Annotated in this window: 13 protein-coding genes and 2 pseudogenes; 11 read left to right on the top strand and 4 right to left on the bottom strand. The window is 56.0% G+C overall.

Annotated elements, in window-relative coordinates; all coding sequences use genetic code 11:
- Positions 1 to 114: 114 nt before the first annotated feature.
- From EU805_RS16555 to EU805_RS16525, 7 genes and pseudogenes are all read left to right on the top strand, one after another.
- Positions 115 to 747, top strand: coding sequence for a tyrosine-type recombinase/integrase (locus tag EU805_RS16555; protein ID WP_129765092.1), 633 nt, complete (start codon positions 115 to 117; stop codon positions 745 to 747).
- A gap of 1,172 nt (positions 748 to 1,919) precedes the next feature.
- Complete coding sequence (locus EU805_RS17865) at positions 1,920 to 2,054, top strand: hypothetical protein (RefSeq protein ID WP_255465916.1); 135 nt, start codon at positions 1,920 to 1,922, stop codon at positions 2,052 to 2,054.
- 68 nt (positions 2,055 to 2,122) lie between these two features.
- Positions 2,123 to 2,874 (top strand): annotated as a pseudogene (locus EU805_RS16545) (IS5 family transposase).
- Between the two features lie 315 nt (positions 2,875 to 3,189).
- Positions 3,190 to 4,092, top strand: coding sequence for an acyl-CoA dehydrogenase (locus EU805_RS16540; RefSeq protein ID WP_165352006.1), 903 nt, complete (start codon positions 3,190 to 3,192; stop codon positions 4,090 to 4,092).
- Entirely contained in the window at positions 4,085 to 4,762 is a 678-nt protein-coding gene (locus EU805_RS16535; RefSeq protein WP_129765090.1) for a PIG-L deacetylase family protein, read from the top strand. The genes EU805_RS16540 and EU805_RS16535 overlap by 8 nt, the downstream gene beginning before the upstream one ends.
- A gap of 4 nt (positions 4,763 to 4,766) precedes the next feature.
- On the top strand, positions 4,767 to 5,336 hold the full coding sequence (locus EU805_RS16530; RefSeq protein WP_129765089.1) for a trans-aconitate 2-methyltransferase: 570 nt from the start codon (positions 4,767 to 4,769) through the stop codon (positions 5,334 to 5,336).
- Positions 5,333 to 6,220, top strand: coding sequence for a glycosyltransferase family 2 protein (locus EU805_RS16525; RefSeq protein ID WP_129765088.1), 888 nt, complete (start codon positions 5,333 to 5,335; stop codon positions 6,218 to 6,220). Before EU805_RS16530 ends, EU805_RS16525 begins: the two co-directional genes overlap by 4 nt.
- A gap of 175 nt (positions 6,221 to 6,395) precedes the next feature.
- Here EU805_RS16525 and EU805_RS16520 read toward each other — a convergent pair.
- Positions 6,396 to 6,586, bottom strand: a pseudogene (locus EU805_RS16520) (IS3 family transposase); the annotation flags it as partial.
- On the opposite strand from EU805_RS16520, the gene EU805_RS17535 reads away from it, so the two are divergent.
- On the top strand, positions 6,572 to 6,811 hold the full coding sequence (locus EU805_RS17535) for a hypothetical protein (protein ID WP_165352004.1): 240 nt from the start codon (positions 6,572 to 6,574) through the stop codon (positions 6,809 to 6,811). The pseudogene EU805_RS16520 and the gene EU805_RS17535 sit on opposite strands and share 15 nt — an antisense overlap.
- Before the next feature lie 545 nt (positions 6,812 to 7,356).
- Here EU805_RS17535 and istB read toward each other — a convergent pair.
- The 3 genes from istB to EU805_RS16505 form a co-directional block, all read right to left on the bottom strand.
- A complete protein-coding gene (gene istB / locus EU805_RS16515; RefSeq protein WP_129765087.1) occupies positions 7,357 to 8,085 on the bottom strand; it encodes an IS21-like element helper ATPase IstB in 729 nt (242 codons plus the stop codon).
- Complete coding sequence (istA, locus tag EU805_RS16510) at positions 8,082 to 9,632, bottom strand: IS21 family transposase (protein WP_165352005.1); 1,551 nt, start codon at positions 9,630 to 9,632, stop codon at positions 8,082 to 8,084. The genes istB and istA overlap by 4 nt, the downstream gene beginning before the upstream one ends.
- Before the next feature lie 174 nt (positions 9,633 to 9,806).
- Positions 9,807 to 10,037, bottom strand: coding sequence for a helix-turn-helix domain-containing protein (locus EU805_RS16505; RefSeq protein ID WP_129765085.1), 231 nt, complete (start codon positions 10,035 to 10,037; stop codon positions 9,807 to 9,809).
- 1,248 nt (positions 10,038 to 11,285) lie between these two features.
- Here EU805_RS16505 and EU805_RS16495 point away from each other — a divergent pair.
- The 3 genes from EU805_RS16495 (at position 11,286) to EU805_RS16485 (ending at position 14,126) form a co-directional block, all read left to right on the top strand.
- Positions 11,286 to 12,131, top strand: coding sequence for a HipA family kinase (locus EU805_RS16495; protein WP_242494211.1), 846 nt, complete (start codon positions 11,286 to 11,288; stop codon positions 12,129 to 12,131).
- Positions 12,128 to 12,913, top strand: a complete 786-nt coding sequence (locus EU805_RS16490) for a DUF3037 domain-containing protein (protein WP_129765082.1) — start codon at positions 12,128 to 12,130, stop codon at positions 12,911 to 12,913. The genes EU805_RS16495 and EU805_RS16490 overlap by 4 nt, the downstream gene beginning before the upstream one ends.
- A gap of 181 nt (positions 12,914 to 13,094) precedes the next feature.
- Positions 13,095 to 14,126, top strand: coding sequence for a reverse transcriptase domain-containing protein (locus EU805_RS16485; protein ID WP_129765081.1), 1,032 nt, complete (start codon positions 13,095 to 13,097; stop codon positions 14,124 to 14,126).
- Positions 14,127 to 14,383 lie beyond the last annotated feature (257 nt).

Genomic DNA, 14,383 nt, shown 5'->3' with positions numbered 1-14,383 from the left:
TAGTCACTTTGGGCTCGATGCCGACCTTGGATGCAATGCAGCATCATGTGATATGATGCCTTGTCAACGTCGGGTTGTCGATGTGGGAGGGCGTGGTGGATCGGAGGACCCATCATGGAAACACCAAACTTACCCGCCATCCGCGCACTGCGTCCAGCCTGGAACAAAGGCCGGATCGTCGGCCAGAAAAGACCACTTAAGCCCAAACATGTCTGGGCTGTCAGGGTGCGGCTGGAACTGGCCGAGAACCACCGCGATCTGGCCCTTTTCAATCTTGCCATCGACAGCAAACTGCGCGGCTGCGATCTGGTGAAGATGAAGGTGGTCGATGTCATGGCGTCAGGTCAAATCAGGGAACGCGCGTCAGTTCTGCAGAGCAAGACCCAGAAACCTGTGCGCTTCGAAATCTCTGAAGGCACACGTGCATCGCTCGCAAGGTGGATGCGGGAGCCGCTGATGGTCGGATCCGAATACCTCTGGCCTGGGCGTTTTCACGAACGGCTTCACATCTCGACCCGCCAGTACGCGCGTATTGTCCGTGAGTGGGTGACATCCATCGGTCTGGAGGCCAGCGCCTATGGCACGCACTCGATGCGGCGAACGAAGGTGACCCAAATCTATAAGAAGACGGGCAACCTTCGGGCAGTCCAGCTATTGTTGGGTCATACCAAGATGGACAGCACTGTCAGATACCTGGGCGTTGAGCTTGAAGATGCGCTGGCTATCGCCGAAGCCATCGAAATCTAAAGGTATGGGCCGTCTTCACGGACGGCCCTTTGCGGACCTTCGCAACGAACTCTGTTCATTCCGGTAGAGGACTCTCGAGGGTTAGTGCAGAATCGATACCGGCGGCGCGTTCCGTTGTGCGAGTAAGGATGTCTCTGACATGACGTGGTCGTCCAGCGACTGTAGGGGCGGCTATTCTGACTTTTACCAAGTTTTCAACAGAGGGCAGCTACCCGAATTGAGCACGAGATCCAACTACGTGTGAAAACGGTGTGTTCTTTGAGCAGACCATTCTGGACAAGTGGCCTGCGACGTGTCATGGAGACAGGGCTAAGTTTCCTCTGTCGATCCTTTGCTTTCCATTCTCGGACATCAGCGAACTCGATTTTGGCCGCTGCGCCAGCTGCTGTAATTTCGCGAGCGAGTTGAAAAATTATCGCAGATCTCAGGGTGACCAACGGCGCCGTGAGATGGTTTATCGCGAGAAACGTTGCAAGAGCGCGGCTGAAGCGACAGTCCAGATCACCTGATCCAGAGTCTTCGTCTTTTCCTCGGCGGACACTTTGGCATTAGAAAAAAACTTAGAATTAGATTTTCAGCCTCAAAGCAAAGAAGTCTGAGAGCCCCGTCTGCGCGATCAAACCGACCCAAAGCGAGGGAGTCACAGGACGCGTGAGCATCCCTTTTCTAGCCCCCCCCGAATATGGAGAATAGCTTGTCAAATAAAAACACGGTCTTCCGCCCAACTGCATCCGAGAGCAAGGCCGATAACACCACGAGGATCGTCAAGGAGATGACCGAAGCAGATACATCTGCTCGTCAGGCCAAGACTGAGAAACTCCGGGCGTCGCGTATCGAAAGGGACATATCCGAAAAATCTCGGATTGAAGAAGCCCCGAAGAAAAAGGTGCGGAAGACTTCCAAAAAGCCCAAGCCGACAACCTAAGACACAAGTTCTCGAAAAGACGTTCACATCTGATTTCTCGTCCGGATTGCACTGTAGGACGCCGCGTCGATCGCCGGGCTGTTGATCACGACCGAAGCGATGGTCGCGCAAAAGCCTGAGAAAGTAGGTGCCGGCGCCGCAATGTCCGACATGGAAGGAATGATACGAACGGCCGCATCCTTTCGCCGAGAGGCACGGGATGCAAGATCTCCGACGAAAACAATTCTCAGGACCAGGAGAGATTCAAATGTCCAAGGGCGACAAGCAACGTGGCAATCGAGAAGTGAAGAAGCCGAAAAAGGTGAAGGGAAAGGTCAGTGCGACAGCGGACTCCACGAAGGGTAAAGCCTTGACCAGCCTTGGCGAGCACAAGAAAAAATAAGCTTAGGCTCAGGACCCATTGATTTGAGCTGCGTAAGATGATTCACCGCGCCAAAACAGAGCGGTGATATGTCTGATCTCTTCTGGCTGGACGATGCGCAGATGACGCGTCTGGAGCCCTACTTCCCGAAGTCGCATGGCAAGCCGCGCGTCGTTGACCGGCGCGTGTTGAGTGGGATTATCTTCATAAATCGTAACGGCTTGCGGTGGCGCGATGCTCCTGCCGCATACGGCCCCCACAAGACACTCTACAATCGTTGGAAGCGGTGGAGTGAGAAGGGCATCTTTGCTCAGATGCTGGCGGGGTTGGCGGGCGAGGACCACGAGGAGAAGACTGTTATGATTGATGCGACTTACTTGAAGGCTCATCGCACGGCGTGCAGCTTGGGCAAGGGGGGCGTGGCCGCCTGATCGGTCGCACCAAGGGCGGTATGAACACGAAGCTGCATGCCATCTGCGACAGCAAAAGCCGTCCGATCAATTTCTACGTCTCAGCAGGACAAGTCAGCGATTACATCGGCGCGCGGGCGCTGCTCAGCAGCCTGCCGGATGTCGACTGGTTGCTCGGCGACCGAGGCTACAACGCTGATTGGTTCAGGGAAGCGTTGCAGAGCAAGGGCATACGCGCCTGTATCCCCGGTCGAAAGCAACGCAAGACGACCGTGAAATACGACAAGCGTCGCTACAAACGGCGTAACCGTATCGAAATCATGTTCGGTAGGCTCAAGGACTGGCGCCGCGTAGCAACCCGATACGACAGGTGCCCCAAGGCATTCTTCTCCGCCATCGCTCTCGCAGCAGTCGTCATCTACTGGCTGTGAAACTCAATTAGTCCAGAGCCTAAGGTGGCAGGTTCGCGTTGTCTGGCCTTACGTCCTCCGCGACGTGGCGAATTGTGACGGGAACAGACGGAGGCGCGACGAATGTTTGGCTCGCGGAACACAAGAAGTCCAAGGAACGTTGTAACTTTTGGGCAGGTCGTAGTGCTCCGCTAATCGCGACTGGATCAGACTGTGCGCAACCGGCCTTCCTTGCATTTCAGAACATCAATCCTGGCGACTTGTCGCGACGCGGCCCCGGCCGAGGATTCCGGAGCGTCGCTGGGCGGCACGATGCGAGCGGTCCTTAATAGCGGCATGCTGGATAACGACCACCCCGTCGATCTTGGCCGTTTCCTCGTTGCCCTTGCCGAAGCGAATCTACCGCTTGCGCGTTTGTGCGAAGGTCATGTGAACGCCCGGCAGCTGGTCGAGCTTCATGCCCCCGGCTCCGCACCGGCTGGGGCGATCCTCGGTGTATGGGGGGCGGACGGCGATCCTCCGGTGACATTTAGCGATGCCGTGCTGTCCGGACGCAAGCGATACGCGTCCGGTCTTGGGATCGTCACGGACGCGCTTGTGACAGTGCTTCACGATGGCGCATGCCGCTTGGCACTGGTCGACGTGACCGATCCCGCCAGGCATCATACCGAAACCTGGGACATGCTCGGCATGCGAGCGACGGTGTCGGGCGACGTCGATCTTGCAGGTCTGACGCCAACGTGGATCGGCGATGCGGGTGCTTATCATATCGAGCCGAGCTTCGTGGGCGGTGTCTGGCGCATCGCCGCGCTTCAGCTGGGGGGCACGTTCGGTCTGATTGACGCCGCGCGGGATTACCTCTCCGGTTTGAACCGGCTGGATACGGAGGCTCAGATCTCCCGGCTGACCCCACTTTTGGGGAGATCGCTGGCCGCATTCGGATTGATCGAAAAAGCTGCGCAAGTTGCTCAGGGGCCGTCAGGCACCAGGGACCCGGAGCGCGCGGTGGCATTGTCGATCCAGGCCCGATTGCTGACCGAAGAGCTTGCGCAGGACACCATTGCCACAGTGGAAAAGAGCGTCGGGCTCGCGCATTTCGCGCGCGGTTCGGATACGGGGCGAATCGCGCGCGATCTGGCGACCTATTGCCGTCAGGTCGCCCGAGACGCGATGGAGCAACGTTCCGGGCGCATCCTTCTTGCGCGGAAGGGGCCGCTTTCGGACGTCTGGCATGGATGATGCGATCGAACTGTCGGGTCACACGCCGTGCTTGATCCTCGCCCCCCACGCGGATGACGAGGTGTTGGGATGCGGTGCACTGCTGGCCGATCGCTGGCAGGCCGGAAAACCCGCCCACGTGGTCTGCCTGACCGACGGGGCGGCCTCGCATCCAAGGAGCGCGCTTGATCTCACCGAACTCCGGGCTCGCGAGCTGGCCGATGCCGTATCGATCCTTGGCGGCGACCCACGGACGGATCTGACCTGCCTGCGCTATCCCGATGCGGCCCTGCACGACGTTCCCCGGCACATTGTCATCCGGGCGTTGGAAGTTCTGATCCGACGGCTTGGCAGCCACATTCTTGTTGCTCCATCGCCCCTTGATCCCCATTGCGACCATGTCACGACAGCTTCCATCGCCGAGACCCTCCTCGAACGACATCCGCAACTGCATCTGCTGTATTATCCAATCTGGTCGCGCTGGCTCGGGCGCGGACAGGCCCCCAGGGTTCCGGGCACCCGGCGCATCACTTACCCAGTAAACGCGTCCTTGAAGTCACGCGCAATCGCAGCCCATGCCAGCCAGCAGGGCCACGTGATTTTCGATGATCCGGAGGGTTTTACGATGCCGGCCGGCTTTGTCGAGATGTTCGCCCAAGGTCCCGAAATCTACGATGAGCGAAGCGAATAGCGCCATGGCCGTCACCCTTTCGCATCTCGAAAATCTGTATGCCCTATCGGACGATCCGTGGAACTTCCGCTCGTCGACATACGAACAGGCCCGGTTCGAGGCAACGCTCGCCGCATTGCCACTTGCCCGCTACGCTCATACCCTCGAGATCGGTTGCGGCAACGGGGAACTGGCCCGCAGGCTCATCCAGCGCAGCGCGGCCTATACCGGGATCGATGCCGTGAAGGCCGCGCTGGAGACCGCCCGCGTCTCCGTGCCAGACGGCACCTTCCTGGAGGCGTTCCTGCCCTGCGATCTGCCGCCGGGTCAGTTTGATCTAATCGTGCTTTCGGAAATTCTCTACTTCCTCGATCCGGCCGGACTGACGCACCTTGCCGAACAGCTGGATCGGCGCTGGCCCTGCGCCGAGGTGATTTCAGTCACATGGCTCGGGCCGTCCGGAAACCCTCTCGAGGGGTGTGACGCCTTGCAGCGCTTCGCCGCCGCGACGCTCCGTCCCATGGTCCCGGCGCAACCTGGCGATCCTCGGCATCGGATCGACCTTTTCAGTCCGCTGGAAAGGTCCACGACATGACGTCGCTGCACCTGCCACCCGGTTGGGGCGCCAGCGGCCTGATCATCGCCATACCGGCGCGGAACGAAGCGTCGCGCTTGCAGTTCGCCCTGTCTGCACTGTGTCGCGGCACAAGTGTGGACGTCATCGTCATTGCCAACGGCTGCACGGACGATACGGTCCGGATCGCACATGCCTTCACCGACCTACCGGTCGCCGTGCTGGATGCCGGCAACCTTCCGAATGGCGTCGGCGAAGCCCGTCGGCTGGGAATGGAGGTGGCGCTCAAGGCGGCCCCGAGGACTTCGATCCTCGCCACCACTGACGCCGACTGCACCGTAATGCCCGGCTGGGCGCAATGTGTTCGTAAGGGACTGCAGGTGGCGGACGTCGTTTGTGGCAGGGTCATACCGGATCCGGCCGAATTCGCGCGACTGCCCGACATGGTGCAGCATCATGGCTTGTTGGAAGATGCGGTCTCCGCCCTACAGGCGGAGCTCGACGGCTTGCAAGCGCCAAGCCTTCACGATCCCCTTCCGCGACATGGGCAGACGCCTGGGGCGAGTCTTGCGTTCCGCACGGGGACCTATCTGTCCGCAGGTGGCTTCAGCGCCATTCCCTGCCACGAGGATCGCCAGATCATCACGCGGATCGAAGCCTTGGGAGGGCGGATCGCACGGCCTTGGGATCTTGTCGTTACGGCATCCTGCCGTTTGACGGGTCGAGCGCCGGGCGGGATGGCCGCGACGATCCTTGATCGTGCCGCCGATCCTGCCCAACTCGGCCGCGAAATCACGCAGATGCGCGGCATGAGGGATCAGCTGCACGTTGCGATCGCAAAGTTGAAGAGCCAGGAGGACGGCGGCGACAAGGGTGAGGGATGTGTAATACCCGCCCCCTATTGAGGGATGCCCCTAAGTCAGTCTGCCGATCAGATGCGCCTTGAACTCGCGCCCGCGGCGAAAGTCAGCTTCCCGCCCTCCCTGTAAGTGACCCAAGATTCCACAGCTTGATCTTGGCGGAGTGTCCGCTTCCTTGATCTGGCAAGGTTGATTTCGCACGTGCAGAGAAAGTACGGAAACCGCCCTTACCGGGGCGGCGCTTATAGCCGATCTGGGCCTTGAACCCGGCCAGTTTGGTCAGGCGAGCCACACGGTTCAGGCAGACGCTTTCGCCCTGTTCAAAATATCATCATGCAGTTTACGAAGGCCATAGACCTTCCCGCTTGCGGCCCAGGCTTCCTTGAGTAGCTCAGTTTGACGCTGGTCTTTCACCTGCCGCCGACGCGCGAATTTCACTTCCCGATGGGAGATGCATTCACGGACATCGAGGCATGCCTGCACAACAGTCTGATCGAACAGGCACTCGAGGGGGAGATCCTGCGCTTGAGGGACAGTGCCCATGACCTGCAATCCGCGTTCATTGAAGCAAGGGCGGCCGGTGCGCAGCGTCTTCTTAATCGCTGGCACGGCGAACCTTCTGGCGGCGTAATCTGACCGCCTGAAAACCGCCAAACCGACTCAACACACGCGGAGGCTGTCACGAGCCTCCGCCCCGATGGGGCTGTCCGCGAGAAGACGGTCATGACCAACGGAGTTTTGTTGCGACCTCATTGCCAGGGCCTTTCACACCTCGGCTGACCCTCACGACGATGCCCTTGCTATTTGCCACGTTCAATAACGAACCCTGAAATTTTACACATGGCCCATCTCCACCCCCGCATAACCGAAGACCGGATCGACAACTTGTTCACCCGCAATCTCGGCGATCCTGCGTCCGCAGCCGCATTCCTGCCTCTTGCCAAAGTGAGCGGCGAGATCGCGCACTGAAACACAGTATCGCCACCCCATGGGACGAGGCTCCGTGGATCTGCACCTGACGCTGACCGATGGCACGCAAATTCTCGTGGAAAAAAGATCGATATCGGATGGAGTGCTGGTGGTCACCTAAACCGACATGCGCGATCAGGGCGTGTCATCATATGCGGGCAATCAAAAGCGACAGCCCTGTTCACCCGCACTGACACTAACCGACAAAGGAGTCAGATTGCCTTTCGTCGCAAGGATGGGCCTGATAGTTCAATGCGATGCGCGGCGCTGGTCAGTCGATCAAGGATCGCATCCGCGATCGTCGGGTTGTCAATGAAGGCATGCCAGTTTTCGACTGGCAGCTGGCCGCAAACGATGGTCGCGCGTTCACCGATACGATCATCCAGAAGCTCCAGAAGATCGTGCTTGCCCATGGCCTTGAGCTTGCTAACGCCAAAGTCATCGAGGATGAGGAGGTCAGCTCGTTTATACTGCGCGCGCAGCTTTGCCGTCGTGCCCTCAATGTGCGCAATTTCGAATTCCTCCAGAAGCCGGGACACCATCCGGTACGATACGCTGATGCCGTTCCGCACGGCCTGCATCCCCAAGCAACACCCAAGCCAGGTTTTCCCCGTTCCGCTTTTGCCAGTGATCAACACATTCTGGTGCCTGCCAATCCAGTCACAGCTCAACAAGCGCGTTGTCAGCGACTTGTCCAGGTTCCTGTCGCTTCCATAGGTCAACTCCTCCGGATGGGCCTGTACCCGCAACTTGGCGGCGCGAAGAAGTCGGTCCTTCCGCGCATTCTGACGATGAAGCTCCTCGGCATCGACCAGCATCGCCAGCCGGTCTTCGAAGGCCAGGTCCGCCTGTCGAGGAGTTTCTGCTTGTTGGCGCAGAGCTTCCCGCATGCCTTTCAGCTTAAGATCATCAAGTTTTCGAAGTGTCGTCTCAATGCTCATGCTCCAGTCCTCCCGTAATAGTTAGCCCCGCGGATATTCCTGTTGTTGATCGCAGGATCATCGTCCCTATCCACCTCAACTGCGACATCCATCCGCGCTGGTTGAGCAATCAGCCGTTCTATGCGTTTGATGTGAGGTGCGTCTGGGCAGTGGGCCAGAACCCAATCCGCAGCTTGGATGACGATTTCTTCACCGTGATTTTCAACCAGTTCTGCGAGCTTTCGCGCGCATTTGTCGGTCGCACTCGGGTTCTTCCAGACCGTCAAGTGCAGTCTGAGGTACTTGTCGATCGGCTTGGCCTGATACCTGCCCCAAGTGTTGAAATAGCGATGCCGATGGTCACCTTGGTAGCGATGGTTTTCCGGCTGATGGGGCCGCAGTGTCGAGACCTTCCCTGTCCCATCTTGGCGCGGATGAATAGCGACACGGCGATGGTTATGGAAAAGGCTCACAACCTCCTGATCCTCGAAGAGATCGATCGCCTCGCCAATCAGCTCATGCGGTACGGAATAGAAGTTGCCGCGATGTTCGACATGATAGTCATCTGGAACCCGAACGGATCGTATGTGTTCCAGATTGCGGAAAGGCAGATGCGGCAGCTTTCGCAAGCGGCTGCGTTCCTCGCTTTCGAATATGTCTCTCCGAGACCGCCCTGCCAGGCGCCTCATCGGCTTCTCGTTGATCCGGTCGAGCTCCATAGCGATGGCGCGGTTGAGCTCGGCGATGGAATGAAAAGTCTGCCCCGACAATCGCAGCGTGATCCAACGTTTGACATGTAGCACCGATTGTTCGACCAGCCCCTTATCTTGCGGGCTGCGCACTCGGGCTGGCAGCGGCGTGACGCCATAATGCTGCATTGCACGATCAAAGCCAGGGTTCAGAATTTGCCCACGCGCGTGTGACCTTGGGTGAAGCACTGCTGCCTTGAGGTTATCGGGAACAAGATACTTCGGCGTTCCGCCATAATAGTCGAACATGGCGACAGTGGCTTTGATCCAACTTTGTGTGCTCTGATCTGGCACTGCAGTCGCGAAAATGAGGCGGCTGTGGCCCAGAGCACCGACAAAAAGTTCAACCGGTCGCGTCTTGCCCGTCAGAGGATCCGTTATCTTTGGGCGTTTGCCGGAGAAGTCGACAAAGGCCTCCTCCCCAGCAACACGTATCTGACGCATGATCGGCCCGCGCTTCTTGAGGTGCGCGCTCAGCCGCCGCCTGAACCGCGTGTAGCTCATGGGGTTTTCGGCCTGCCGGAAGTACTCATCGTGCAGAACCGTTATTACCATGCCTTTCTCCGATGACATGCGACGGGCCATCAGGTCCCAATCCGGTTCTGTCCATTGGTTTGATGGAGGCTGGCGTTTCAGGCCGAGTACGGCGCGCAGGGCGTCGACGGTCAATTCGTCTATCTGTTCGAGCCCGAGCGGGTGATCATGCAGCTTTCTCCTGTACTTGGCGACAGTCGTGCGATGCGCGGCGCACACCTGACTGATCGCAACATCACTGAGATCGCCGATGACGATCAGGCGTAGCACTTTCTTGAAATCCATTTCTGGCATCCTCCAGGCACGCCGGCCCTGTTCGGAACGATTGAAAATCGTCCGGTGTCAGCCTTGACGTGGTTGCGGTGATGTAAGAGGGTTGCCTTATCGGTCAGGCACCGAAGGCATTTTCAGAGAGCGTACACCGGCCAGTGTACGCCTTCTTAAACTTTCAAGGCCAAGTCATTCCCCATTCTCCTGCGATTTATCTGTCCATAATTGGTCAACAGAAACCTGGAGCTTTTTGGCCAATGCGTTGGCAATCTTGGCGGAACGCCTCTCTCGTTTGGCGACATCGACCACCGCAGTGTGAGACACACCAAGTTCACGGGCGATCGCTCGTAGACTGCTGTCAGCACGTTTCAGATCACGCTTGATTTTTTCATACGACGAGCACATGCCGTCTGGCTCCAATTGACACCTTTCGCAGTCAATTGGAGGGATCTCAATGAGTCAAGTCACTGATTTTAAATCAATATTATAATTGTGCGCTCAGGGTTATAACCTTGGCGCACGCTGCTTCGCACTCAACCTCATCCCTCTGCAGGCGAGACTTTCATAGTGCTCCACCTTGTCCGCGCCTCAAGTGCCGTCGCTTTAAATGACCTAAGAACCTCATAGAATATGCACGCTCATCTGCCGTCACCCTGCCGGAAGGCGCAAGGTCAAGGCAAATTCGATCTTCGCATTGGATAACGGCCTGATGGTATTGGAAACTGTCGAAAAATCCACGCATTGCCAATCGGCGGCGCTTCTCGGCTTCTTGGCCAAGAGCAGGGCCAAACCGGTTTTCTAGGTCCTTTCGCAGCCCGATTTTAGCAGGAAGGATGAACTCGACGAGGAAATACGGCGGAAGCTCATCGGTCGAAGCCAGCCCGAAGGCTGCCGCGATCCGGCAGAGTACACGCTCTCTGTAATACGGCTGAAAGGCACGTAGTTTTGGCACAGGAGAGACAGGCAGAAGAAAACGCTCCGATTGCGATAGAGATGGCTTCTCAGTCATGGCGATAATGGTCTTGAGGGCTTCATAGCCCTTTGTATCCCCCGCTTTCTAACTGAGATAGGCTTACACTTGTGAGGCAGCCGGTCCGACCTCAGCCGCATGGCGGCATTCGAGGCGAACGCTGGCGGCAAGCTTCGCGGGTTGACCTCGGTCCAGAGCAGTAATCGTCGCGACGCGCAGCGTTGATCGATTTGGGTTAGAAGCAAGCTTGATCGGGCGCAGCTGGAGTACCAGGCACGGCGAGCCACCCAGCCCTGACCGGACATTCGCAGGCCTGTTGCGCAAAGTGCCGCAGCGATCCGTACACCTAGCAGGCAGCAGCACGCGTCGCTCCCGGCCCTCAGCCGACCTTCCAGCCAGTTGCAGCGAATGATCGGTCCCAGCCAAGAACGCGATCGCCGTGTCACAGCGCCCTGATACTACAGAATTTTTTTCAGACGGCTCCCTCCCGTCGTTGACAATCTGACGCCCTCGCGGGATGGTCCCAAAGATCGCATGTCGGAGTTCCAACATGAAGTTGGCATAGGTCAACGCAATGGACTGTGTCACAATCGGAAAGCCGATAAGGTTGGCAGGCAACAAGAAGCCAGCCAGGGCGTTGTTCAATCCCAGTGGATGTGGATCGAAAATCAAAGAATAGTGCTGAAGCTGATGCCTAAATGAATTGGAAAGTTGTTAGATTTAACAGGCGCGCCACAAGCGGAAGAGCTCGCCCTCCAATGGTAACGCTTAGAAACAGTTCAGGAACGCTTGTTGAGGCTTACCTCAAGTCACCAGCATTTCATGAGAAAAAATCGCCTCTATGCCTAGAGCGGGAGTGGTTCGCCTCTCATCTGGCGCGTGACCTGCGTTTACCTTGCGCAAAGATCGTGCCTGTCGAGGTCACCAGCGAACTCATCAGGATGGCTGCGGAAGTTTTCCAAGACGATGGCGCCATGTTGCAGGGAGCAACTCCAATATCCAAATCACTTCAAAATGGACCGGACTTACTAATCGGATCCATTTCCCTAGGGACTGGATGGTCAGAGTGGACGCCAGTAGCACACACCCAAATTAGTCAGCTCAAGATGGCCGCCGAAATATACTTCTTCGACACCCTCGTCCAGAACTGGGATCGCGTTATACACAATCCGAACCTATTGATAAAAAACGACTTGTATGGCATGATAGACCAAGAAGAAAGTTTCGTCGAGGCAGCTGGGCTTGAAGAGGAACGCAGCTATCTGCCCAAACCTTGGATGGAGAACGGTGTGGCCAACCAAACTGGAGAGTTTGAAGAGCATCCGCTCTGGCAAAAAATAAAAAACCGTCGCGCCATTTCATTTGATGAAATAGTTCGAAAGTTCAAGCGTCTTCCTCAAGAGCAGATTAAATCCTATGGCTCTGGATTCGAATTCAACATTTGGTCTCGTAGCGCCAGCGACAGAATTTCTGAATACATTTTTGAGGCGATCGAAAATGTTGAGACGGTTCGGGATGCGATCGAGGTCAATCGAGGATCATGATCGAAATTCACTACACCTTTACCGTTTTGCAATATCGCCACGATGCGTGGTCTGGAGAAGCCCTGAATGTGGGTGTTTTGCTAGCGGCTCAAGATGTTAAGTTTGTGAGCATGAAAGTCACAGGCACCGATGAAAGAATTGTGAAGGCTTATCCCGGCGTTGATGCATTTAAAGTTCGAAATCTGTTAAAGGCAATTGAATTTCGAATTCGATCAGTTTCGAGCCGCGCTCAGCGAGGTTTGATTCCCGAACATGAGTTGATCGCATCGGCGATTGCGAAAAATTTGCTACCAGATGATGACAGTGCTCTTCGCTGGCTTGATCCTGGAGCTGGCGTGACGACTTCTCCTAGCGAGGAGCTCGACCTATTGTATTCGAGGTATGTTTCTCGGTGGGAGGCGCAATCCGAGACGTCTGCAGGCTTTGAGGATGATCTGTTCCGACTTCGGAATGAAAAGCTGGATGTTGAGTATAAGTGGATTCTGAGAGCTTTGTATTATAAGCAATCACTTCCAAACGCTTTGCTCGCGCAAGGTCACCTGTCGATCGAAAGACGAATGAACTTGCTTGAGCTAGCTGGCTTGCTTGAAAAAACACCTGAAAGACCTCGACTTACCAGCGAAGGTGTGCGAGCACTAAGAAAGGCATACGGAGCGAACAAGCCCCCCTTGATCGACTTCAAACAAGACGCGCGCCTGCCAGGCAAGGGTGACATCAAGGAGTTCATTGTAGGAAGCTCTCTCGCGAGTTCTTTGGCTCGGGAGGTTAGTACTGGTGAGTAGTTTAATACTGCAAGCCGGGATGGCGAGTCGCCATCCATTGACCGGACGTACAACAAGCCATTACCGTCACAATTTTCTCGCGGAGCTGCGAAAAATGTGACGGTAATTCGGACAAGTCCTCATTAGGAAAATTTATGCAAATATTTCCTATGATTTTCGGTAACCTCCAGAGCTTCCTTCAATGACCCCCTCGGCCTTCAATATTAGATTTGACGACGGTGTAGATGAAAATCACCAGGAGTTAGTTTACCTGTATGCTTCCAGGATTGAAAGCAAAGGCCTGACAGCAATACTATCTCCGGATCATTTAAGTCACCTTCTCCAAATTCGACTGGAAGACATATACGCGATATCCAATGCTCCGCAGCATTTCTACAGGGAATACCGCGCAAAGAAAAATAGCGGGGGCACGCGGAAGATATCCGCGCCACTACCCTTGCTTCTTTATATTCAAAGATGGGTTCTAAAAAATATTCTTGAGCCTCAGGCCATCCATCCTGCAGCCAAGGCGTATATAAAGAAGTCCTCCATCAAGCAAAACGCGCGGTTCCATCGAGGTCAGCGTCATTTATTCAAGAGTGATGTCAGAGATTTCTTCGGATCAATAAGTAGTAGATGGGTGTACAGTCACTTCCAGAGCCTGGGATATTCTCGAGCCGTCTCTATGGTCTTGACTGCCATTTGCTGCAAGGAAAACGCCCTTCCTCAAGGCGCGCCAACTAGCGGCTATCTTAGCAATATTTACATGATGAGTTTTGATAAGGCGGTTTTTTCATACTGCATTGAGCGGAGGTTTCGCTTTACGCGTTACGCCGATGATATTTCAATTTCCGGGAATGGAATAAGTTTTCCAGAGCTGTCTGCGTTTGTGGATCGGGAGCTTAGAGGTGTCGATCTGAAAATGCACTCTGGAAAAACTCGATTAATCCGGTCGCATCAGAGGCAAAAAGTCACGGGCGTAGTTGTGAATGAAAAGCTTGGGCCTGGTCGTGACTTTATTCGCAAGCTTCGGCAAGAATATTATTACATATCCAAATATGGGATTGAGGAGCAATCTCGGGTTTCTGGGTGGAATAACTCCATAGCATACCTTCAAAATATTCATGGCCGGATCGTTCATGCTATCTTTCTCACAGGGCATGATGAAAGGCTATTGGAAATGAAGAATGCAGTAGAGAGCCTGTTGCGAAAGTCTGAGTACATTCGCGGCTAGAACCTGCATTTCATAGTATATCCATTCCTGCGCATCGCTGCCGTTCGTACGGGACGCAGCGAACGGCAGCTTCCCGCCCTTGCAACATGGTGCCCTCCCTTGTGATCCAAACACGTCCGTTCTGGACCTGCTGACCTGCCACTGAACTTTCATCCAGCCACGACCGGAGCCCGGTTAGTGTTTACGCCGGTTGGCGCAGGTTGAGCAATCGCCCGGCGCGCGGAGCTTTCATCTCGCGCAGCGGGGCGGGCGATTGC

Origin of the sequence: Salipiger sp. IMCC34102, assembly GCF_004145405.1 — a bacterium.
GTDB lineage: Bacteria > Pseudomonadota > Alphaproteobacteria > Rhodobacterales > Rhodobacteraceae > Loktanella.
The sequence above is the reverse complement of the archived record's forward strand: the minus strand, read 5'-3'. Positions and strand labels throughout refer to the sequence as shown.

Excerpts from the sequence above, each read along its gene's own strand:
- EU805_RS16555 (WP_129765092.1), top strand. The coding sequence starts at position 115 with ATGGAAACACCAAACTTACCCGCCATCCGCGCACTGCGTCCAGCCTGG.
- EU805_RS17865 (WP_255465916.1), top strand. The coding sequence starts at position 1,920 with ATGTCCAAGGGCGACAAGCAACGTGGCAATCGAGAAGTGAAGAAGCCG.
- EU805_RS16540 (WP_165352006.1), top strand. The coding sequence starts at position 3,190 with ATGCTGGATAACGACCACCCCGTCGATCTTGGCCGTTTCCTCGTTGCC.
- EU805_RS16535 (WP_129765090.1), top strand. The coding sequence starts at position 4,085 with ATGGATGATGCGATCGAACTGTCGGGTCACACGCCGTGCTTGATCCTC.
- EU805_RS16530 (WP_129765089.1), top strand. The coding sequence starts at position 4,767 with ATGGCCGTCACCCTTTCGCATCTCGAAAATCTGTATGCCCTATCGGAC.
- EU805_RS16525 (WP_129765088.1), top strand. The coding sequence starts at position 5,333 with ATGACGTCGCTGCACCTGCCACCCGGTTGGGGCGCCAGCGGCCTGATC.
- istB (WP_129765087.1), bottom strand. The coding sequence starts at position 8,085 with ATGAGCATTGAGACGACACTTCGAAAACTTGATGATCTTAAGCTGAAA.
- istA (WP_165352005.1), bottom strand. The coding sequence starts at position 9,632 with ATGGATTTCAAGAAAGTGCTACGCCTGATCGTCATCGGCGATCTCAGT.
- EU805_RS16495 (WP_242494211.1), top strand. The coding sequence starts at position 11,286 with ATGAATTGGAAAGTTGTTAGATTTAACAGGCGCGCCACAAGCGGAAGA.
- EU805_RS16490 (WP_129765082.1), top strand. The coding sequence starts at position 12,128 with ATGATCGAAATTCACTACACCTTTACCGTTTTGCAATATCGCCACGAT.
- EU805_RS16485 (WP_129765081.1), top strand. The coding sequence starts at position 13,095 with ATGACCCCCTCGGCCTTCAATATTAGATTTGACGACGGTGTAGATGAA.